This is a genomic window from Aquamicrobium zhengzhouense (assembly GCF_016124105.1).
GTDB lineage: Bacteria > Pseudomonadota > Alphaproteobacteria > Rhizobiales > Rhizobiaceae > Aerobium > Aerobium zhengzhouense.
Window position 1 is genome coordinate 52,243 of the sequence record NZ_JADGMQ010000007.1, and the last position, 19,787, is coordinate 72,029.

18 protein-coding genes are annotated in these 19,787 nt (G+C 60.3%); 11 read left to right on the top strand and 7 right to left on the bottom strand.

What is annotated here, in order from left to right:
• Positions 1–36 precede the first annotated feature (36 nt).
• The 3 genes from IOD40_RS11275 to doeA are packed head-to-tail and all read right to left on the bottom strand — an operon-like array spanning position 37 to position 3,130.
• Entirely contained in the window at positions 37–747 is a 711-nt protein-coding gene (locus IOD40_RS11275) for a GntR family transcriptional regulator (RefSeq protein ID WP_198476640.1), read from the bottom strand.
• A gap of 10 nt (positions 748–757) precedes the next feature.
• Positions 758–1,936 (bottom strand): acetylornithine deacetylase, encoded by a 1,179-nt coding sequence (argE, locus tag IOD40_RS11280; RefSeq protein WP_325099717.1) that lies wholly within the window; start codon positions 1,934–1,936, stop codon positions 758–760.
• A gap of 9 nt (positions 1,937–1,945) precedes the next feature.
• Positions 1,946–3,130 carry an ectoine hydrolase DoeA gene (doeA, locus tag IOD40_RS11285; RefSeq protein WP_198476641.1) on the bottom strand — a complete coding sequence of 395 codons (1,185 nt, stop codon included), beginning with the start codon at positions 3,128–3,130 and terminating at the stop codon, positions 1,946–1,948.
• Between the two features lie 181 nt (positions 3,131–3,311).
• On the opposite strand from doeA, the gene ehuB reads away from it, so the two are divergent.
• From ehuB to IOD40_RS11335, 10 genes are all read left to right on the top strand, one after another.
• The gene (ehuB, locus tag IOD40_RS11290) at positions 3,312–4,166 is read left to right on the top strand and encodes an ectoine/hydroxyectoine ABC transporter substrate-binding protein EhuB (RefSeq protein WP_198476642.1); all 855 of its coding nucleotides are present in this window, start codon (positions 3,312–3,314) and stop codon (positions 4,164–4,166) included.
• 107 nt (positions 4,167–4,273) lie between these two features.
• Positions 4,274–4,939 carry an ectoine/hydroxyectoine ABC transporter permease subunit EhuC gene (gene ehuC / locus IOD40_RS11295; RefSeq protein ID WP_198476643.1) on the top strand — a complete coding sequence of 222 codons (666 nt, stop codon included), beginning with the start codon at positions 4,274–4,276 and terminating at the stop codon, positions 4,937–4,939.
• A 2-nt stretch (positions 4,940–4,941) separates the two neighbouring features.
• Positions 4,942–5,610, top strand: coding sequence for an ectoine/hydroxyectoine ABC transporter permease subunit EhuD (ehuD, locus tag IOD40_RS11300; protein ID WP_198476644.1), 669 nt, complete (start codon positions 4,942–4,944; stop codon positions 5,608–5,610).
• Positions 5,610–6,431 (top strand): ectoine/hydroxyectoine ABC transporter ATP-binding protein EhuA, encoded by an 822-nt coding sequence (gene ehuA / locus IOD40_RS11305; protein ID WP_325099718.1) that lies wholly within the window; start codon positions 5,610–5,612, stop codon positions 6,429–6,431. The genes ehuD and ehuA overlap by 1 nt, the downstream gene beginning before the upstream one ends.
• On the top strand, positions 6,428–7,435 hold the full coding sequence (eutB, locus tag IOD40_RS11310; protein WP_198476645.1) for a hydroxyectoine utilization dehydratase EutB: 1,008 nt from the start codon (positions 6,428–6,430) through the stop codon (positions 7,433–7,435). Before ehuA ends, eutB begins: the two co-directional genes overlap by 4 nt.
• The gene (locus IOD40_RS11315; RefSeq protein ID WP_198476646.1) at positions 7,425–8,417 is read left to right on the top strand and encodes a cyclodeaminase; all 993 of its coding nucleotides are present in this window, start codon (positions 7,425–7,427) and stop codon (positions 8,415–8,417) included. The genes eutB and IOD40_RS11315 overlap by 11 nt, the downstream gene beginning before the upstream one ends.
• 14 nt (positions 8,418–8,431) lie before the next feature.
• Positions 8,432–8,920 (top strand): Lrp/AsnC family transcriptional regulator, encoded by a 489-nt coding sequence (locus IOD40_RS11320; RefSeq protein WP_198476647.1) that lies wholly within the window; start codon positions 8,432–8,434, stop codon positions 8,918–8,920.
• A 113-nt stretch (positions 8,921–9,033) separates the two neighbouring features.
• Entirely contained in the window at positions 9,034–10,518 is a 1,485-nt protein-coding gene (locus IOD40_RS11325) for an NAD-dependent succinate-semialdehyde dehydrogenase (protein WP_325099719.1), read from the top strand.
• A 25-nt stretch (positions 10,519–10,543) separates the two neighbouring features.
• Complete coding sequence (locus IOD40_RS11330; protein WP_198476649.1) at positions 10,544–11,914, top strand: aspartate aminotransferase family protein; 1,371 nt, start codon at positions 10,544–10,546, stop codon at positions 11,912–11,914.
• A gap of 312 nt (positions 11,915–12,226) precedes the next feature.
• On the top strand, positions 12,227–13,705 hold the full coding sequence (locus IOD40_RS11335; RefSeq protein ID WP_198476650.1) for an aldehyde dehydrogenase family protein: 1,479 nt from the start codon (positions 12,227–12,229) through the stop codon (positions 13,703–13,705).
• Positions 13,706–13,778: 73 nt separating this feature from the next.
• Here IOD40_RS11335 and IOD40_RS11340 read toward each other — a convergent pair whose 3' ends face one another.
• From IOD40_RS11340 to IOD40_RS11355, 4 genes are read right to left on the bottom strand one after another with little or no spacing between them, the layout of a single operon-like run.
• A complete protein-coding gene (locus IOD40_RS11340) occupies positions 13,779–14,912 on the bottom strand; it encodes an iron-containing alcohol dehydrogenase (RefSeq protein WP_198476651.1) in 1,134 nt (377 codons plus the stop codon).
• On the bottom strand, positions 14,905–15,834 hold the full coding sequence (locus IOD40_RS11345) for a dihydrodipicolinate synthase family protein (protein WP_198476652.1): 930 nt from the start codon (positions 15,832–15,834) through the stop codon (positions 14,905–14,907). Before IOD40_RS11345 ends, IOD40_RS11340 begins: the two co-directional genes overlap by 8 nt.
• Complete coding sequence (pdxA, locus tag IOD40_RS11350; RefSeq protein ID WP_198476653.1) at positions 15,831–16,781, bottom strand: 4-hydroxythreonine-4-phosphate dehydrogenase PdxA; 951 nt, start codon at positions 16,779–16,781, stop codon at positions 15,831–15,833. The genes IOD40_RS11345 and pdxA overlap by 4 nt, the downstream gene beginning before the upstream one ends.
• Positions 16,778–17,950 (bottom strand): sialidase family protein, encoded by a 1,173-nt coding sequence (locus IOD40_RS11355; RefSeq protein WP_198476654.1) that lies wholly within the window; start codon positions 17,948–17,950, stop codon positions 16,778–16,780. The genes pdxA and IOD40_RS11355 overlap by 4 nt, the downstream gene beginning before the upstream one ends.
• A gap of 330 nt (positions 17,951–18,280) precedes the next feature.
• Here IOD40_RS11355 and IOD40_RS11360 point away from each other — a divergent pair, with 330 nt between their 5' ends.
• A complete protein-coding gene (locus IOD40_RS11360) occupies positions 18,281–19,753 on the top strand; it encodes an ABC transporter substrate-binding protein (RefSeq protein ID WP_198476776.1) in 1,473 nt (490 codons plus the stop codon).
• The last annotated feature ends 34 nt before the right edge of the window (positions 19,754–19,787 follow it).

A 19,787-nucleotide genomic window follows, 5' to 3' on the forward strand; every position in this document is an offset into this window, starting at 1 on the left:
CTTCCCTCATTTCAGTGACCGGGGCTTTCGCGCTGTTCAGGAATTTTCCGCAAAAGCGCGGCGAATGCGGGCATAGCTGAGCGCGATGTGCACGCGCCTGACATAAGCCGCCGCCGCGACATCGCCATGCTCCACCGCCTCGGCAATATCGGCGACCTCGCGTTGAAAGGTGCGGAACTCGTTGTCGAGAAGCTCCTGATAGTCCCGAATCTGCAATGCGGTTTTCATCCAGATGCGGCTGGTCTGATAGTAGAGACGCTCGCTGAGTTCACGCAGCGGCTCGTTCCTCGTCAGGCTGGTGAAGAGATGGAAGAACTCCATATTCAGCCACGCGAATTGCCGGACATCGCTGCCTTCTGTCAGCTGCTCGCAACGCGCGCGTATGTCGCGAAATTTCTCGATCAGCTCTTCATTGACTTCAACCGGCGAGAGCTTGCCGATCAGTTCCGCCAGTTCGACGCGGATTTCGTAGACCTGCGCCAATTCCTCGGCATCGATATCGGTAACGATGGTCCCGACGCCGTGGACGGAACGCAGCAGCCCCTCGGCTTCCAGCTTGACGAGAACCCGGCGCACCGGCGTGCGCGACACCCCGAATTCCTCCGCAAGGTCCTCCTCTCGCAAACGTTTGCCGGGTGGATAGTCGAGAAGGCAGATACGCGAGCGAAGCGCCTGATAGATGCGCGCAAAGCGTCCTCGGGCGCTGTCATCGGCCGGCGCTTGTTCCTCTGCGACAGTCTGCGCCACAATATCCCCCTCAAGCAAAAGAGGCCCCCTGATCACCAAGCTTCAGCACCAGCTTGTCGAGCATTTCCAGGCAGGCAGCAAGCTGGCTGATCTCGATGAATTCATCCGGTTTGTGGGCCTGGGCAATTGAACCCGGCCCGCAGATTATGGACGAGATACCGGCGGTCTGAAAAAGGCCCGCTTCGGTGCCGAACGGCACGACATCGGCGTGGCGACAGCCTGTAAGTTCGAAGACGATTTCACGTGCTTCCGAAGCCTCCACCACCTGAAGCCCCTCGACCTCGCCAACGGTACGGGTGATGATCGCGCAATCCGACGAGACTCTGCGCATCAAGGGCAGAAGCACGCTGTCCGCATAATTTCCCAGATCGCGTTTGACGAAATTTGCGTCGTCGATGTTGATGGGGCGCATTTCCCATTCGACGGAACAGTTCCCGGCAATCACGTTGCGCGCGGTGCCACCTTCGATGCGTCCGACCTGAAGCGTCGTCCAGGGTGGATCGAAACGGCTTGCCTGCGGCGCGCGCGCCTTCATCTGTTCGCCAAGTTCGAGCATCCGCGAGATGTAACGCGTTGCATATTCGATGGCGTTGACACCCTTGTCGGGCTGCGAGCCATGGCCCTCGATGCCGGAAAATTCGGTGGTGTATTCGTAGCAGCCCTTGTGTCCCTCGATCACCCTCATCTCGGTCGGTTCGCCGATGATCGCAACTGAAGGACGAATGCCAGCCCGCTCCAGTTCCTGGACGAGGGCGCGTGCGCCGAAGCAGCCAACCTCCTCGTCATAGGTCAAGGCAAAGTGGAGCGGTCGGGCAAGATCCACATCAGCAAAGCGCGGCGCCATCGCGATTGCAGCGGCGATGAAGCCCTTCATGTCGCAGGTGCCACGTCCATAAAGGCGATCACCGCGCCGCGTCATTTCAAACGGATCGCTCGACCACTCCTCGGGATTTGCCGGCACGACATCCGAATGGCCGGAAAGGACGATCCCGCCATCGCCCGCCGGGCCAAGTGTGGCGAACAGATTTGCCTTGGTGCCGGTTTCGTCGCGAGAGAGCGAGATCGTTGCCCCTGCATCCGACAAGAGGTCCGCAGCATAGGTGATCAGCTCAAGGTTGCTGTCGGATGAGACCGTCGGAAAGGCGATCAGATCGCCAAGGATCTGGCTGGTGCGGGCGAGCATGTCCATGAAGGGATCTCAATCCTTGATGTAGAGCTTGCGCGGGCGATCGCAGAAGCACTCTGCGGGGCCGCTTTCACGGATCAGGATGCTCTCGGTGATTTCCAGACCCCAGTCTTCCATCCACAGCCCCGGCATGAAGTGGAAGGTCATGCCTGGCTCCAGAATGGTCTCCTCTTCCTTGCGGAACGAGATCGTGCGCTCGCCCCAGTCTGGCGGGTAGGAAATGCCGATCGGATAGCCGCAGCGGCTGTCCTTCTTGATGCCGGCGCGCTCGAGCGAGCCGAACAGAGCCTTGGCGACTTCACCGGCAGGACCCCCAGGCCGTGCGGCGTCTAGCCCGGCTTCCAGCCCTTCGACCAGAGCCTTTTCGGCATCGACCATCTCCTGCGGCGGCTTTCCAAGGAAAAGCGTGCGGCAGAACGGCACGTGATAGCGGCGATAGCAGCCAGCAATTTCGAAGAAGGTTGCCTCGCCCTTTTGGAAGGGACGGCCATCCCAGGTCAGGTGCGGCGCGGCTGCGTCGGTGCCGGAAGGCAGCAGCGGAACGATGGACGCGTAGTCTCCCCACGCACCATCCACGCCCCGGATCGCATCGCCATAAATTTCCGCGACAATCTCGTTCTTTGGCCGGCCCGGCTCAACGCGCTCCATGACGCCATCGATCATGTTCTCCACAATCCTGGCAGCCTTGCGCATGAAGGCGATTTCTTCGTCAGATTTGACGCCGCGCTGCCAGTTGACGAGCGCCGTCGCATCCACCAGTTCGGCCTCGGCAAGCTCTTCGCGCAGGACGAGGTAGGCTTTCGCTGAGAAGTAGTAATTTTCCAGCTCAACGCCGATGCGCTTGTTGGCGTAACCCTTCTCGCGCAGGATCGAGGCAAGGTCTTGCATCGGGTGGCGTACGGTAGACTGGACGTAATTGTCCGCGTAGCCGAACACGCGATCATCGCTCATCCAGACCGTGCGTACTGCGCCATTTGCATCCTGGCTGCGGCCCCACCAGATCGGATCAGCATCATGGAACACCAGCACGCCCTGATGCACGTAAAACGACCAGCCATCATAGCCGGTCAGCCACGCCATGTTCGACGGATCCTCGACGAAAAGAACGTCGAGACCCTGCTTTTCCATGGCCTTGCGGACCTTGGTCAGGCGGCGAGTGTACTCGTTTCTGGTGAATGGCAGATCAACGGCCGGCATATGCTCCTCCCGGAAGCGCTCTCAGGCAAACTCACCTAATGTGTACATCTAGCGAGAAGGAAAGCAACACGCGATGCGTGACGAGCAAAAATACCGGAAAAACCGTTGACATGGCCGCGCAGTACATGATGTTGTGCACAACATAAGAAGAAAGCACATCGGTGGAACACAGGAGAGAGCCATGAAGAGCAAGTTTTTCAAAAGCGTTGCCGCGGCCAGCATGGCCGTCTTGGTCGTGGGCGCGACAGCCGGATCGAGCCTTGCGCAGTCCTTGCTGGAAAAGGCGGAAGCGGGCGAAGCGATCCGGATCGGCTTCGCGAACGAGATCCCGTTTGCCTATCCGGGTGACGACGGCAGCCCCAAAGGTTTCGTCAACGTGATGACGATCGGCATTCTCAAGCAGATGGGCTACGAGAACATCGAGGCTGTGCAGACGGAGTGGGGCGGGCTGATCCCCGGGCTCAACGCCAACCGCTTCGATATCGTTACCGGCGGCATGAACATCCTTGCCAGCCGCTGTGAGAACATCGCCTTCTCCGAACCAATCGCGACGGTGGGCGACGGTTTCATCGTGGCACCTGGAAATCCGAAGAACATCGGCAATTACGAGAGCCTGAACGAAGCCAGCGCCATCATGGTCACCGGAGCGGGTTACTCGAACATTGAAGCCGCCAAGGGTGCTGGCGTTCCGGAAGCTAGCATCATGCAGGTGCCCGGACCAACGGAAATCCTTGCAGCGGTCAGGGCAGGACGCGCTGACGCTGGAGCCGGCACCTATTTCACCATGAAGCAGCTTGCGGACAGTTCCAACGGAACAGTTGAGGCAACTGATCCGACCGCGATGCCGGAAGAATCCTTCAACTGGGCAGGCATCGGTTTCCGCAAGTCCGACCAGGAATTCCTCGACAAGTTCAACGCGGCGCTGAAGGAATATGTCGGGTCGGAAGGCATGATGTCGGCCGTTGCCGAATATGGCTACGCCGAAGCATCGTTGCCGGGCGATCAGACCACCGAATGGGTCTGCGCCAACCGATAACAGCACGACCTTGCGCGGGCCGCGTCGCCGGCCCGCCGCTCCTTGCTGAACCTGGCAACAGGTGACTGCCTCCGCCCTCGTGGCGCTGTCGGAAAAGGCCGAGCGGCATGTCCTACTTCGAATTCCTCAGCCAGTACGGCGACCGGATCATCAGCGGCACGCTGGTCACCATCGTCCTGACCGTCCTTGCTGCGCTGCTTGCCATGGCCATCGCGCTTGCCGCCGGGCTAATGCGCATGGCACCGAATGCCCTCGTTCGCGGGGTGGCGGTCGTCTATATCGAGATTTTCCGGGGAACGTCCCTTCTGGTCCAGCTCTACTGGATCTTCTTTGTTCTGCCGCTCTTTGGCATTTCGCTTGAGAAGTTTACCGCTGGCTTCGTCGCGGTCGGCATGAACCTTGGCGCCTATGGCGCGGAACTCGTGCGCGGTGCCATCTTGTCCGTGCCCAAAGGGCAATGGGAAGCATCACTCGCTCTCAACATGTCGCCGGCCAAGCGAATGGTGCGGGTGATCTTGCCGCAAGCCCTGCTGATCATGCTGCCGTCCTGGGGCAACCTCCTGATCGAGCTGTTGAAGGGCACGGCGCTCGTTGCGCTGATCGCGGTCGCCGATCTCATGTTCCAGGTCAAGCAGATCAACGGCACCACCTTCCTGTCCGCTGAAACCTTCGGCACGGCGCTCGTCATCTACTACATCATCGCCCGCTTCATGATCACGCCCTTCATGCGCTGGTTGGAGCGGGTCATGCAGCGCAAGCTGGGGAGGGCGTAGCGATGCTTGACTGGCGCTGGGATTTTACCTTCGACATCCTGCCCCGGCTTCTTGTTGCCACCGGCAATACGCTGATGGCTGCCGGTTTCGGCTATGCGATTGCGGTGGTGCTGGGGCTCGTCTTTGCTCTGGCCCAACGCACGCCATCGCGCGTTCTCACCGTGCTCGTGCGCGAGATTGTCGAGTTCATCCGCTCGACGCCGCTCGTCTTGCAGATCTTCTTCGTCTTCTATGTCGGGCCGCAATTCGGGCTCAGGCTGTCACCCTGGACAGCCGGCATGATCGCGATCGGATTGCACTACGCGGCCTATCTTTCCGAGGTCTATCGCGGTGGTCTCGACAGTGTGCCGAAGGGCCAGTGGGAAGCCGCCACATCCCTGAACCTCTCGACCGCACGCACCTATTTTCGCGTCATCATTCCGCAGGCGATGCCACCGTCACTGGCGGGCATGGGCAATTACCTCGTCGGCATTCTCAAGGATACGCCGATGCTTTCCGTCATCGGCGTTGCCGAACTCATGCACACCGCCAATGCGATCGGCTCCGAGACCTATCGCTTCCTTGAGCCCTACACGCTGGTCGGGATCATCTTCCTGGCCCTGTCACTACCGACCGCAGCCGCCATCCGCATTTTCGAAAGCTGGCTGCGCAAGAAACTGGGAATGATTTGATGAGCGAAAAGCACCTGAGCGGCTTTCCCCTGAGCCTGGACGGACCGGACCGGCCAATGGTCAGCTTTCGCAAGGTCACCAAGAGCTATGGCAGCCTGACCGTGCTGGACTCGCTGGATCTCGATGTTGCCGAGGGAGAGATGGTGACGATCATCGGCCCCTCCGGGTCGGGGAAGACAACCGTCTTGCGCATGTTGATGACGCTCGAAAGCATTAATGGCGGGGTGATCTATGTCGACGGTGAGCCGCTGACCCACATGCCAAAGGGCGACCATCTCGTACCGGCAAACAGCCGCCATGTACGCCAGATCCGGTCGAAGATCGGCATGTGTTTCCAGCAGTTCAATCTGTTCCCGCACATGACGGCGCTGGAGAACTGCATGGAAGGCCCGGTGCACGTCCTTGGCATGTCCAAAAAGGACGCGCGTGAGCGTGCCGAAGACCTTCTCGCCATGGTTGGCATGGCGGATAAGCGCGATCAGCATCCTTCGCGGCTGTCTGGCGGGCAGCAGCAGCGGGTTGCAATTGCCCGTGCGCTGGCGATGCGACCAAAGGTGATGCTGTTTGACGAGGTCACCTCCGCGCTTGATCCGGAAGTCATCGGCGAGGTCACCAACGTCATCCGCAAGCTCGTGTCGGAGTACAACCTTACCATGCTGATGGTCACCCATCAGATGGGTTTCGCCAAGGACATTTCCGACCGTATCTGCTTCTTCTACGGCGGCAAGATCGAAGAGCAGGGCTCTCCGGATCAGCTTTTCAGCAATCCGCAAAAAGAACGTACGCAGCAGTTTCTCAGCGCCGTGAAGGAGGCGATGTGAAACTTCAGATCGCTCATGTACTTTCAGCGCGGCAGACCATCGAAAAGAGCGTCATTCGCACGCCGCTGATCCCTTCGCCGTATATGAGTGGCGTTGCGGGCCAGGATTTCCTGCTGAAACTGGAGAACACCCAGCCAAGTGGCGCATTCAAGCTGCGTGGTGCAGCCAATGCGCTCGCCAACCTTCCCGCAGGCGCCTTTGGCGTTACATGCTGCTCGACCGGCAATCATGGACGCGCAATTGCTTACGCAGCCCGAGCGCGGGGACTTCGCGCCGTCATCTGCATGTCGGAACTGGTCCCGCAGGCCAAGGTGGACGGCATCAAGGCGCTTGGCGCAGAGGTGCGCATCGTTGGCAGAAGCCAGGACGATGCACTTCTGGAAAGCAGGCGACTGGCGCGGGACGAAAACCTCGTTGAAGTCCCGCCATTCGATGATCCGCTGGTCATTGCGGGGCAGGGCACGATCGGTCTCGAACTCCTCGAAGACTGTCCGGACCTTTCGGCAATTCTGGTCCCTCTCTCGGGGGGCGGTCTTGCAGCCGGCATTGCGCTCGCCGCCAAGGAGATCAAGCCCTGGATCAAGGTCATTGGCGTGTCGATGAATCGCGGCGCGGCGATGCACGGCTCCATTCGTGCCGGACGCCCGATAGAGGTCGAGGAAGTTGCCAGCCTCGCCGACTCGCTTGGCGGGGGTATCGGCGTGGACAACAGTTTCACCTTCGCGATGTGCCGCGACCTTCTCGACGATGTCATTCTCGTCTCGGAAGGCGAGATCTATGACGCGATGCAGACGCTTTATTTCGAAGACCGGCTGGTTGCCGAGGGAGCGAGCGTTGTCGGTATCGCTGCCATGAAGGCGGGCAGGATCGCTTCTCTTCGCGGTCCCGTCGCGACGATCATCACCGGACGCAACCTCGATATGGCAGCGTTCACCGATGTGGTTACCGGGAAGAGGGTGACGCTGGGCTCCGTGACGGTGGAGGGGCGAGCCTATGGCGCATGAGATCAAGATCCTCACCGAGACTGAACTGCGCGCGCTGGTGAAGCTCGACCTTGAGGCGATTGACGTGGTTGAACGTGCGTTTCGCGCTCTCGGCTCCGGCGACGTCGTCATGCCGCCGATCCTGTCCATGGCGATCCCGGAAGCAAATGGCGAGGTCGATGTAAAAACGGCCTATATTCGCGGCTTCGACGGCTTCGCCATCAAGGTCAGCCCCGGCTTCTTCAACAATCCGGCGCTCGGGCTTCCCAGCCTCAACGGGCTGATGATCCTTTTTTCGGCGAAGACAGGTCTGGTCGAGGCGCTGCTGCTCGATAACGGTTATCTCACGGACATCCGCACCGCTGCGGCAGGTGCCGTTGCAGCCCGCCATCTCGCACCCCGCGAGGTCACGACGGCAGGCGTAATTGGCACCGGTGTTCAGGCACGGTTGCAAATCGAGGCGGCACATCTCGTTCGCCCGTTCAGCCGTGTGCTTGTGTGGGGACGGGATGCGCAAAAGGCGCAACGCTGTGCCGACGATATAGGTAGGAAGCTTGGGATCGAAGCGTTCGCGGTTGCTGATGCTGAGGAAGTCGTTGCCCAAAGCCAGCTGGTGGTGACAACGACACCGGCAGAGGAGCCCGTCCTGAAAGCGGGCTGGCTTCACCCCGGCCTGCACATCACCGCGATGGGCTCGGATCAGACAGGGAAGAACGAGATCGACCCTGCCGCGCTTGCCGCTGCAGATCTTTATGTCTGCGACCGGCTCAGCCAGGTTGAAGTGCTGGGCGAACTACGTGCCGCGATCAGTTCCGGTGTCTGGCAGAAGGGCACACCCCCTGAACTTGGCGACATCCTTTCCGGCAAGCATCGCGCGAGAACCTCCGACGACGAAATCACGATCTGCGACCTGACCGGAACCGGCGCGCAAGACACCGCGATCGCGACTTTCGCAATCGAGATGGCACGCCAAAAGCGTTCCGGAACGGCAATCATCACCTGAGAAGATGCCAGGGCATGCTGAAGCTGGATGACCGCGACCTCAAGATATTAGCCATCCTCAGCCGGGAAGGTCGGATTTCCAAGGCGGAACTGGCCAAGCGCGTCAACCTTTCGGCAGCGCCAGCCTGGGAGCGCCTGAAGCGGCTCGAAGATGCCGGCATCATCACGGGCTATCGGGCCGATATTCAGCTGCGAAAACTGTCGCCGCACGTAACCGTCTTCATGGCGGCTGAACTGGAGACACATCGCGTTCAGGACTTTCAGCTCTTCGAGCGAGCCATCGCGCCGCTGGACGAAGTTGTCTTCTGCTGGGCCGTAGGCGGTGGCTTTGACTACATATTGCAGATCGTTACCCGCGATATCGACAGCTACCAGCGTCTCGTTGACCATTTGCTGGAGGCCCGTGTCGGCCTTGCGCGCTACTTCACCTATGTCGTCACCAAGGCTGTCAAAAGCGCATCGCTGCCCCTGGAACAGCTGCTTGAAGGGCAGGCAAAGGAATGAACCCTGCTGGCCTCACATACCGAAGAAAATTCGGCGCGCGCTCCTTCGAACCCAACAATCATCGGCACCGGGCAGGGCATGATCGTAGCAGATCATCCTTGGGAGGACCTGCCGTGACTTCACTCGCCATATTCGAAAAGGCCAATCTCTCGGCCTTGAAAGACCCGCGACTGTTTCGCGAATTCGCCTATGTCGGCGGGGCATGGACCCAGGGCTCGAGCGAACAGACGATCAACGTTACGAATCCGGCAGACGGCTCACGCGTCGGGACGGTGCCAGCGCTCAATAAGGTCGATACGCAAGCCGCGATCGAAATGGCGCAAGAGGCCTTCGCCGATTGGTCGAATGAGAGCCCCGGCACGCGGTCGAAATTGCTTCGCCATTGGCATGATCAGATCGTCGCTGCGCGCGATGATCTTGCTCGCCTGATGGTGCAGGAGCAGGGAAAGCCGCTCTCCGAAGCTCTCGGCGAGATCGACTATGCCGCATCCTTCGTCGAATTCTATGCTGAGGAAGCGAAGCGTCTCAATGTCGAGAGCGTAACATCGCATCTTGCCGGCGCGGATATGCGTATCACCCGCCAGCCACTCGGCGTCGCCGCGCTGGTCACACCGTGGAACTTTCCTTCGGCGATGCTGACGCGCAAGGCAGCGGCTGCGATTGCTGCGGGCTGCACGATCGTGGCTCATCCATCGTCGGAAACGCCGTTCTCGGCGCTCGCCCTTGCCGAGCTTGCGGAGCGGGCTGGTTTCCCGCCCGGCGTGTTCAACGTTGTGACCGGTCATGCACCGCAGATCGGCGAAGTTCTCACCGCTTCGCCTATAGTGCGGATCGTTTCGTTCACCGGGTCAACCGAAGTGGGACGCCTCCTTTACGGCCAGTCCGCCCCGACGATTAAGCGCCTCGTCATGGAGCTTGGCGGGCACGCCCCGTTCATCGCTTTTGCCGATTGCGATCTTGAGCGCACCGTGGAGCATGCGATAGCGGCAAAGTTTGCTACCTCGGGCCAGGATTGCCTTGCCGCAAACCGCCTCTACATCGAGCGGCCCATCTATGATCGTTTCGTCGAGGCCTTCGCCGACAAGGTCAGAGCCATGCGGATCGGGCCGGGGCTCAGTGATCCCGATATCGGCCCCCTCATCAATGGCCGAGCCATCGAAAAGCAGATCGAACATGTGACGGATGCGATGGCACGCGGTGCAAGGCTCATCGCAGGCGGCAAGGTTCATCAAGCTGGCCCGCTCTATTTTGAACCTTCAGTTCTGGCGGACGTTCCTGAAGACGCTGCCATTTTCCGCCAGGAGACGTTCGGACCCATCGCCGCTTTCGCGCCGTTTGATGATGAAACCGAAGTGCTTGCGAAAGCCAACAGCACGGAAACTGCGCTTGTTGCCTATCTGCACACGGCAGACGCTGGCAGGATTGAGCGCATGACACGCCAACTGGATTTCGGAATGGTTGCGGTCAACCGCACCAAGATCACCGGTGCGCCGGTGCCGTTTGGTGGCTTCAAGCAGGCTGGCATCGGCCGCGAAGGCTCCCGCCACGGCATCGAAGCCTACACCGACCTCAAATATGTCTGCCGCTCGAATTCTTGATGCGGGAATTGCAGGAGGAATACCAATGCTGACCAACGACGTTCTGGACCAGTGGGATCGCGAGAACTTTTTCCACCCATCCACCCATCTTGCCCAGCATGCGCGCGGTGAAACTCCGACCCGCATCATCTCGGGCGGTGAGGGCGTCTATATCGAAGATCGCGACGGCAAGAGGCTGCTCGACGCATTTGCGGGCCTCTACTGCGTCAATGTCGGGTATGGCCGGCAGGAAATCGCCGAAGCAATTGCCGCGCAGGCAAAGGAGCTCGCCTATTATCACGCCTATGTCGGTCATGGCACCGAAGTCTCCATCACCCTTGCCAAGATGGTTCTGGAGCGCGCGCCGAAGAACATGTCGAAGGTCTATTTTGGCCTTGGCGGGTCCGACGCGAATGAAACCAACGTCAAGCTGATCTGGTATTACAACAACATTCTAGGACGGCCGAAAAAGAAGAAGATCATCTCGCGCTGGCGGGGCTATCACGGATCCGGTCTCGTCACTGGCTCGCTGACCGGGCTGAAGCTCTTCCATGACAAGTTTGACCTGCCGCTGGAGGGCATCCTCCATACCGAGGCGCCGTATTTTTTCCGCAGGCCGGATCTTGGAATGAGCGAGGCTGACTTCGTCGCCTATTGCGTCGACGAGCTTGAAAAGATGATCGCGCGCGAAGGGGCCGACACCATCGCGGCCTTCATCGCTGAGCCGGTTCTGGGCACGGGCGGCATCGTTCCGCCACCCGCCGGTTACTGGCCTGCGATCCAGAAAGTTCTGAACCGGCACGACATTTTGCTGATCGCCGATGAGGTCGTCACCGGCTTCGGACGCCTTGGCTCGATGTTCGGCTCGGACCATTACGGCATCGAGCCCGATATCATCACCATCGCTAAGGGACTGACGTCGGCCTACGCGCCATTGTCAGGATCGATCATATCGAAGCGCATGTGGAGCGTTCTTGAGCGTGGAACGGATGAAAATGGCGCGATCGGCCATGGCTGGACCTATTCTGCCCATCCGATTGGCGCAGCAGCCGGGATTGCCAACCTCAAGCTCGTCGATTCACTCGGGCTGGTGAAGAATGCAGGCGAGACCGGCGCGTTCTTCAACGAAGCGATGAAGGCAGCGCTTGGCGATCATCCGCATGTCGGCGAGATCCGCGGAGAGGGCATGCTGTGCGCAATCGAGTTTGTCGAAGATCGCGAGCAGCGTCGCTTCTTCGGCGCTGAAAAGAAGGTCGGGCCAAGTGTGACTGCGGCCCTCCTCAAACGCGGCATTATCGGCAGAGCCATGCCGCAGGGTGATATTCTGGGCTTTGCTCCGCCGCTTTGCCTGACGAGGGCAGAGGCCGAAGAAGTCGTCGGCAAGACGGCGGAAGCTGTTCGGGAAGTGCTGGGCTAGGGGGCACACACTTCTCGTCAGGGGGGCGGGGCGATCCATCGTCTCGCCCTTTTTCGTCTTCAGGCAGGCGCTGAACTGTTCGGCCCCCCGCTTTGATGAAGCGTTGGTCGGCTCACTTCACCGAGAGTTGAAGCGATGCGGGCTTTAACCGATTGCCGATCTTACCCTCATGCCGCATGACATGCCGCAATCGACCGGACCTCGCCTGTTGGTCAGGCTCAACTCATTCCAGCCATCAGGCTGTCGCGCCATCCAGTGCTGCGCGTGTCGCAAAAGACGGTCGGTTCATCTCAATATTGGAGAGCATACAATATGACAGCTTCGTCCAGTGCCTACCAAAATCTGCATCAGCTCTTTATCGAGGGCCAGTGGGTGGCAGGTGAATCCGACCGCGTTAACACCGACATAAATCCTTATGACGGCGAGACCCTGCTGGAGATTCAACAAGCCACCAGGGCGCAATTGGATCAGGCCTATCAGGCGGCGCTAGCTGCGCAGAAAAGCTGGGGCAAGTCGCTGCCGCAGGGACGCGCCGAATTGATGATGCGCGTTGTGCAGGTTCTGGACAGCCGCGCAGAAGAGATCATCAGCTGGATCATTCGCGAATCCGGCAGCACACGTCTCAAGGCGACCATCGAACTGATGAGCGCGAAAGGGATCGTGCTCGAGGCCGCAAGCTTCCCCTCCCGTATGCAGGGCGAAATCCTGCCATCGATTTTCCCCGGCCAGTCGAGCCGGGTCTACCGTGCGCCCTTGGGCGTGATCGGTGTCATCAGCCCGTGGAACTTCCCGTTCCACCTGAGCATGCGTTCTGTCGCTCCGGCTCTGGCAACGGGCAATACGGTGGTGCTCAAGCCTGCAAGCGACACGCCGGTGTCTGGCGGCACGCTTCTCGCCGCTATCTTTGAAGAGGCAGGCGCGCCAGCCGGTACCATGAATGTCGTCGTCGGCGCAGGCAGCGAGATCGGCGACGCCTTCGTGGAACATGAAATTCCGCGCTTCATCTCCTTCACCGGCTCGACCCCGGTAGGACAGGGCATTGGCCGGATCGCCACCGGCGGCAAGTCCATCAAGCGCGTCGCTCTCGAACTTGGCGGCAATGCTCCAATCGTTGTTCTGGACGATGCAGATATTGAGGATGCCGCCGCTGGTGCCGTTGCGGGGCGCTTCTTGCACCAGGGCCAGATCTGCATGAGCACCAACCGGGCGATCGTCGACGAGAAGGTGCATGACCAGTTCGTTGCCGCCGTCGAAAAGCGCGTCAAGGCGCTGAAATGGGGCAATCCGGACCTGATGGAAAACGTGATCGGCCCGATCATCAACGAAAAGCAGCTTGCCGACGTGCAAGGCCGCATCGAGCGCGCCCTCAAGGACGGCGCCCGCGAGATCGTTGGCGGCGAAGCAGAAGGCAATGTCCTGCCTCCGCACGTGCTCGTCGATGTCGATCCTGAATGGTCGATCGCCAAGGATGAGACGTTCGGTCCTGTCCTGCCGATCATCAAGGCGCGTGACGAGGCGCATGCGCTGGAACTTGCCAATGCGACCGAGTTTGGCCTGTCGAGTTGCGTCTACACCCGCGATCTCGAGCGCGGCGTGCGCTTTGCGCGCGGGATCGAGGCCGGCATGACCCACGTCAACAACATGTCGGTCGGTGACCAGCCGAACGCACCATTTGGCGGCGAGAAGAACTCGGGCCTTGGCCGCTTCAACGGAAACTGGATCCTGGAAGAGTTCACCCGCACCCACTGGATCACGGTGCAGGAAGACGGCGTTGCCCAATACCCGCTATAAGCCGCAAGGCTGGCAGCATCATCGCTGAGAAACAAAAAAACGGGGCCGATCTGGCCCCGTTTTTCATGTTCTGTCAGAACGCAGCGCGATAGATCGCTTCTACGTCTTCAAGCGTGAATGCTCGTGGATTGTTGTCGATCAGACGTTTGATGGCGAAGGCTTCTTCGGCCCACAGACCCAATTCTTCGGCCTTCGCGCCATGCTTTTCGAGGCTCATCTCGACGCCGAGCTGGCGGCAATAGTTGACGCTGGAAGCAAGCAGGGCCTCCGGGCTTGAATTGTCGAAGCCAAGCCAGGTCGCGATTTCCTGCGTTTTTTCCGGCCGCGCCTGCGCATTATAGGCAAGAACATGCGGGAAGATGATCGCATTGGCGAGGCCATGCGGCAATTTCAGCCTGGTGCCGAGCGGATAGGAAAGGGCGTGACCGCCGGCAGTGTTCACCGGGCCAAGGCAGATGCCGCCATAATAGGAGGCCAGCATCATGCCCGCGCGGGCTTCAGTATCCGTTCCGTCGGCGACCGCGCGTGCCAGATAACGTCCGACAAGCTCGATGCCCTGACGCGCATAGCCGTCGATCAGCGGATGCGCCTTGATGTTCGTGAACGCCTCGACGCAGTGTGCCATGGCATCAACGCCGGTTGCGGCAGTGACGGGACCTGGAACCGAATAGGTGAGCTCCGGATCAAGGATCGCGATGTCGGCAAGCATGTGCGTGCTCTCGACCGCCATCTTCGCCAGTGTCTGCGGATCGGTGACGAGCGCGCGGATGCCGGCTTCAGAGCCGGTGCCTGCGGTGGTCGGGATCTGGGCAAGGGCCGTCTGTCTGCCGGGAATCTTGCCCGCGCCAACGACGTCGGGGAGCGCGAGATCCTTGTCCCAAAGCGCGGCGATCAGCTTGGCCACATCCATCACCGAGCCCCCGCCAAGACCGACAACGAGGTCTGGCTTGAAGGAGCGCGCTGCATCAAGTGCCAGATCGAACGACGGCAGATCCGGCTCCGGTGGCAGGTCGCTGTAGATCGTCAGCTCGCTTTTGAGGTTCAGCCGCTCGACGAAGTCGACGGTAGGGCCCATCGCGATGACGAAGACCCGCTTGTAAGCGGCAGCCCATTCGCCGAGGCGCGAAATTGAACCGGCCCCGATCTCCAGCCGCGGTGGCTGAACGACGGTGATGGCTCTTGCAAGAGTGAGGGACGTATCAGCCATTGTCTTCCGCCTCCAGCCGATCCATCTGCGCCCAGACATTTGCCAGTTCGGCTTCGTTCAGTTCGACGAGCGGCGGGCGTACACGCGTCCAGCCGGCATGACTGCGGCGGCGCGCAAGCATTCCCTTGATCGTCGGCAGCTGAACATAGGCGTTGGACAAATCGCGCCATGCGTTGATCCGGCCCTGCGCCTTCTCGACTTTCTCCGCCTGGCTCTCATCGAAGAAATTGTCGAAGACGTCGCGCAGGTGCTTGCCGATGAGGTTGGAGCTCGAGGTGATGCAGCCCGCACCGCCAGCCTTCAGGAGCGGCAGCATGAGCGGATCAGCGCCGGCCAGAACCGAGAAGTTCTCGAAGGCCTGCGTGAATGCCTGCATGCTCTCGAGCTTGCCGGAGCTGTCCTTGACGCCAACGAAAATGCCGGGGAAGGCGTCGCGCAGGCGTGCGGTCAGTTCCAGCGAGATGCCAACCTGTGCGATCGGCGGGATGTGGTAGAGAATGACACGCAGATCGTTGCTGCCAACGCCCTCGACCAGTTCTGCATAGAAGCGGAACAGGCCTTCATCGCTGACGCCTTTGTAATAGAAGGGCGGCAGGACAACGCAGGCTTTGACGCCCGCATCAACCGCGTGGCGCACCAGCTTGACGCTGTCGGCCACGTTGGTCTGTGATGTGCCCGGCAGCAGCCGGTCAGCCTCGACGCCCGACGAGATCAGGTTTTCGAGGATCGCCATGCGCTGGTCGATGCTGAACGAATTGGCTTCGCCGGTCGTCCCGAGCAGGGCAACGCCGTGGCACCCTTCTTCGATCAGCGCCTTGCAGTGCTGCGAGAATGCGCCGTGATCGGGCGTTCCATCTTCGAGAACCGGGGTAGCTGCGGCGCAGAATACGCCATGGACGGGTAGGTTCAGGGCAGGGTTCATGCTGATGCTCCCGCAACAAGGCGCCGCGCATAGGCGATCGCGGATTTCATGTTGACGTGGTTTGCCTTGCCGGTGCCGGCAATGTCGAAAGCGGTGCCATGGTCGACCGAGGTACGGTCGATTGGCAGGCCGAGCGAGACGTTGACGGCGGTGTCGAAGGCAACCAGCTTGATCGGGATGTGCCCCTGATCGTGATACTGGGCGATCACCAGATCAAACGCGCCGGAGTAGGCACGGTGATAGACGGTGTCCGCCGAGATCGGGCCGACAACATTGATGCCTTCCGCCTGAGCCATGGCAACAGCCGGGGCGACCTGGAGATCGTCCTCGTTGCCGAACAGGCCCGATTCACCGCAGTGCGGGTTGATGCCAGCCACCGCAATGCGCGGGTTCTCGTAGCCAATCCGCTTGAGGTGATCATTGCCGGCGCGGATCGTCGCGAGGATCCGCTCGGGCGTTGCACGGTCAATAGCGGTTTTAAGCGAAACGTGGGTCGAGACGTGAATGACCTTCAGCCGCTCGGAGGCCAGCAGCATGAATGCCGACTTCTGCCCGGTCAGGGCAGCGAGCATCCCGGTGTGCCCGTCATAGTGGTGACCGGCAAGGTTCAGCGCTTCCTTGTTGATCGGTGCTGTCACGATGCAGCCGATTTCGCCTGCCTGTGCATCGCGCACGGCCTTTTCGATGAAGCGGAAAGCTGCATCGCCGCCGCGCGGGTCGAGCTTGCCCCACTCCAGTTCCGGGCCTTCGATCGGCAGGTCAACTGCGATCTCATCCAGATTGATGGCCGCACCGGTCACCGCGCAAGCCTTTTCCAGAATTGCGCGATTGCCATAGATGCGCGTCAGGGCGCGCTCTTCCGGCGACATTTCGGCTACCGCCTTGACCGAGATTTCAGGGCCGACCCCAGCGGGGTCGCCCATGGTTATTCCGATGATCTGCGTCACGAATTGCCTCCGTCGATCCATCCCGCGGGGAGACGGACATATTTGATCGCGCGCCGGAAGTAGGTGTAGGCGATGTGCAATTCGCCGTCCTTGCCTTCCAGAATATAGGGGTAGGACAGTTCCTGGTTGCGGCCGTCTTCCGAATTGTTGGACAGGCAGGCTCCCGAGCTGGTGTCAACGATGCGGCGCGTTCCCCAGCTGATGCCGGTGTCATCCGACACGCACAGCGTCAAGGGTGCGCGCGGAACGCCCCAGATCGGGTTGCAGCCGCCGATTGCGTCTGGTCGATCGTCGCCTTCTTCGATCTCGTCATAGAGCGAGACGCGACGAGCATCCGAAGTCGCTGCCGAGGCCGGGTTGCAGATCATTGCCAGCCGGCCATCCTTGAGGCGGATGACGTTGATCGAGGAATTATTGTTCGGGACATCCGTTGGCTGCGGCTCTGACCAGGTCATGCCGCCATCGAGGCTTTCCGAACGATGCACAAAGTCCGACTGCCGCCGGCGGTAGAAGGCGACCATGTGATCGCCGTCCATTGGAACGATCGTCATGTGGACAGAACCGATCGAACCCGGCACTTCGTGAAGCGTCCAGGTCGCGCCTTCGTCATGGCTGATGCCGACAGCGGCAGTGTCGTGGCTGCCATTCCAGCGCTGGCCCGGACGCGAGACGCACCGGAAAATGGGCATCATCCACGCGCCGTCCTTGCGGCGCACGAAGCGTCCGCGAATGAAGCAGCCGCGCGGCAGGTCGATCACGCGAGGCTCGTCACCTGACAGGAGACCGTCGTGGAACGAAATCTTCCGTGCACGCAGAATGCATTCGTCCTGGTTTCCGGAAGGCTGCGCCGTGTGCAGCAGCTGCCATACGCCGTTGCCGTTTTTCCAGAGCACCGGGTTCTGCTCCGAGCGGTCCGGGTCGTCGCTCAGCTGGCTATAGGTGCTCCATGCCTTCGCTCCGGGTGCGAGCGTCGAGGCGTAGATCGAGATGTCCGACTTCCCTTCGAGCGTACCGCCAAACCACAGGCAGACGACGGACCCGTCATCGAGGGTCTCCAGGAAGGCGGCGTGATTCTGAACCATGGGGGAGGGCAGAAATGCCTCCAACCGCTGGTCCGCACCCTCATGCAACTGCCCGTTCATAAGAGCTGCAATTTCATCCGGCAGCATATCCCCTCCTGAGGCTGAAAATTCGCTGCAAATTCTCGCGTACGAAACATGTTGTCAAGTTTGCAAATTTGTCACTCACCCTATCTCCGCCTTTGTCGATTAAATTAATAACGTAAAATCAATATTTTATAATGTCTCCCGCGGTGGCTGTTCGCTGTGTAAGGATTTGTAATTGACAACATTGGGTGGTTTTTGGATAGTGGCGACCAGCGCCGGGAGAGCGGCTCACGAGTGCGATCAGCATGAGTCGACCGCAGCGGCGCATGTTGAAATCGGCAACTGCGACGGGAGGCGAATGTGAATCTCAAGCCTATTTTCTTTGGCGCCTTGATGGCGACCACATCCATCGTTCCGGCGTTGGCGCAGGCCAATACCGACATCACCGTGGTGCTCAGCGAGGAGCTGGATCTCGTCGAGCCGTGCATGGCGACCCGCTCCAATATCGGTCGTGTCATCATGCAGAACATCAGCGAGACGCTGACCGAGCTGGACGTTCGTGGCGACAAGGGTCTGACCGGTCGACTGGCGGAGAGCTGGGAAGATCTCGGCGACGGCACCTGGCAGTTCAAGCTTCGTCAGAACGTCAAATTCTCTGACGGCAGCGACTTTGATGCGAACGACGTCAAGCACTCGTTCGGCCGCGTTTTCAGCGATCAGATCACCTGCGAGAGCAAGCGTTATTTCGCTGACACGCAGCTGACCCTCGACGTTGTCGATCCGCACACCATCAACATCAAGGCAGAGCCGGCGCAGCCGATTCTTCCGCTCCTGATGTCGCTGGTGACGATCGTGCCGTCCGAGACCCCGGTCGAATTCGTTCGTGAGCCAATCGGCACCGGTCCATACGCAATGACTGACTGGACCGCCGGTCAGCAGATCGTTCTTGAGCGTCGTGATGACTATTGGGGCGAATTGCCTGCCGTCACCAAGGCGACCTACGTATTCCGTTCCGAGCCTGCCGTCCGCGCGGCAATGGTTGAAACCGGCGAGGCAGACATTGCTCCGCAGATCACCGAGCTTGAGGCGACGAACCCGGAAACCGACTTCACCTATCCGAACTCGGAAACCGTCTATCTGCGCATCGACCAGACCGTTGAGCCGATGGGCGACATCCGCGTCCGCAAGGCGCTTAACGCTGCGATCGATCGTGAGGCGTTCATCGGGACCGTTCTGGCTGAAGGCACCGAGCTTGCAACGGCAATGACCCCGCCGACCACCCTCGGCTGGAACCCGGACCTCAAGCCGCACGCTTTTGATCCGGAGCAGGCCAAGGCATGGCTTGCCGAGGCGGAAGCCGATGGCGTCAACGTCAAGGCGCCGGTTGAGGTGATTGCGCGTACCGAGAACTTCCCGCACGTCGCTGAAGTTGGCGAGGCGCTGGTGCAGATGCTGAACGATGTCGGCTTCAACGCAAGCCTGCGCATGGTCGAAGTTGCCGAGCATGAGCAGTACTATTCCAAGCCGTATCCGGAAGGCCGTCCGGCGCAGCTCGTCGTCGCACAGCACGACAATTCGCGTGGTGACCCGGTGTTCTCAATGTACTTCAAGTACCACAGCCAGGGCACGCAGTCGGGCGTCAACGATCCGAAGGCCGATGAGCTGATCGAAGCAGCAACCGCTGCAACCGGCGAAGAGCGCGCAGCTCGCTGGTCCGAGCTGTTTGCCTATGTCCACGACGAGATCGTCGCTGACGCTCTGCTCTTCCATATGGTTGGTCACAGCCGTGTTGGCGAACGTCTGGACTTCAAGCCGACCATCGCGACAAATCAGCAGCTTCAGCTGAGTGAAATCGGCTTCAAATAAGCCGCATACAGGCGATGCCGGGTCCGCCCGGCAT

Excerpts from the sequence above, each read along its gene's own strand:
- argE (WP_325099717.1), bottom strand. The coding sequence starts at position 1,936 with ATGGACATGCTCGCCCGCACCAGCCAGATCCTTGGCGATCTGATCGCC.
- IOD40_RS11345 (WP_198476652.1), bottom strand. The coding sequence starts at position 15,834 with ATGAACCCTGCCCTGAACCTACCCGTCCATGGCGTATTCTGCGCCGCA.
- IOD40_RS11330 (WP_198476649.1), top strand. The coding sequence starts at position 10,544 with ATGCTGACCAACGACGTTCTGGACCAGTGGGATCGCGAGAACTTTTTC.
- ehuA (WP_325099718.1), top strand. The coding sequence starts at position 5,610 with ATGAGCGAAAAGCACCTGAGCGGCTTTCCCCTGAGCCTGGACGGACCG.
- ehuB (WP_198476642.1), top strand. The coding sequence starts at position 3,312 with ATGAAGAGCAAGTTTTTCAAAAGCGTTGCCGCGGCCAGCATGGCCGTC.
- IOD40_RS11340 (WP_198476651.1), bottom strand. The coding sequence starts at position 14,912 with ATGGCTGATACGTCCCTCACTCTTGCAAGAGCCATCACCGTCGTTCAG.
- ehuC (WP_198476643.1), top strand. The coding sequence starts at position 4,274 with ATGTCCTACTTCGAATTCCTCAGCCAGTACGGCGACCGGATCATCAGC.
- IOD40_RS11315 (WP_198476646.1), top strand. The coding sequence starts at position 7,425 with ATGGCGCATGAGATCAAGATCCTCACCGAGACTGAACTGCGCGCGCTG.
- IOD40_RS11335 (WP_198476650.1), top strand. The coding sequence starts at position 12,227 with ATGACAGCTTCGTCCAGTGCCTACCAAAATCTGCATCAGCTCTTTATC.
- doeA (WP_198476641.1), bottom strand. The coding sequence starts at position 3,130 with ATGCCGGCCGTTGATCTGCCATTCACCAGAAACGAGTACACTCGCCGC.
- IOD40_RS11360 (WP_198476776.1), top strand. The coding sequence starts at position 18,281 with ATGGCGACCACATCCATCGTTCCGGCGTTGGCGCAGGCCAATACCGAC.
- IOD40_RS11320 (WP_198476647.1), top strand. The coding sequence starts at position 8,432 with ATGCTGAAGCTGGATGACCGCGACCTCAAGATATTAGCCATCCTCAGC.
- IOD40_RS11355 (WP_198476654.1), bottom strand. The coding sequence starts at position 17,950 with ATGCTGCCGGATGAAATTGCAGCTCTTATGAACGGGCAGTTGCATGAG.
- ehuD (WP_198476644.1), top strand. The coding sequence starts at position 4,942 with ATGCTTGACTGGCGCTGGGATTTTACCTTCGACATCCTGCCCCGGCTT.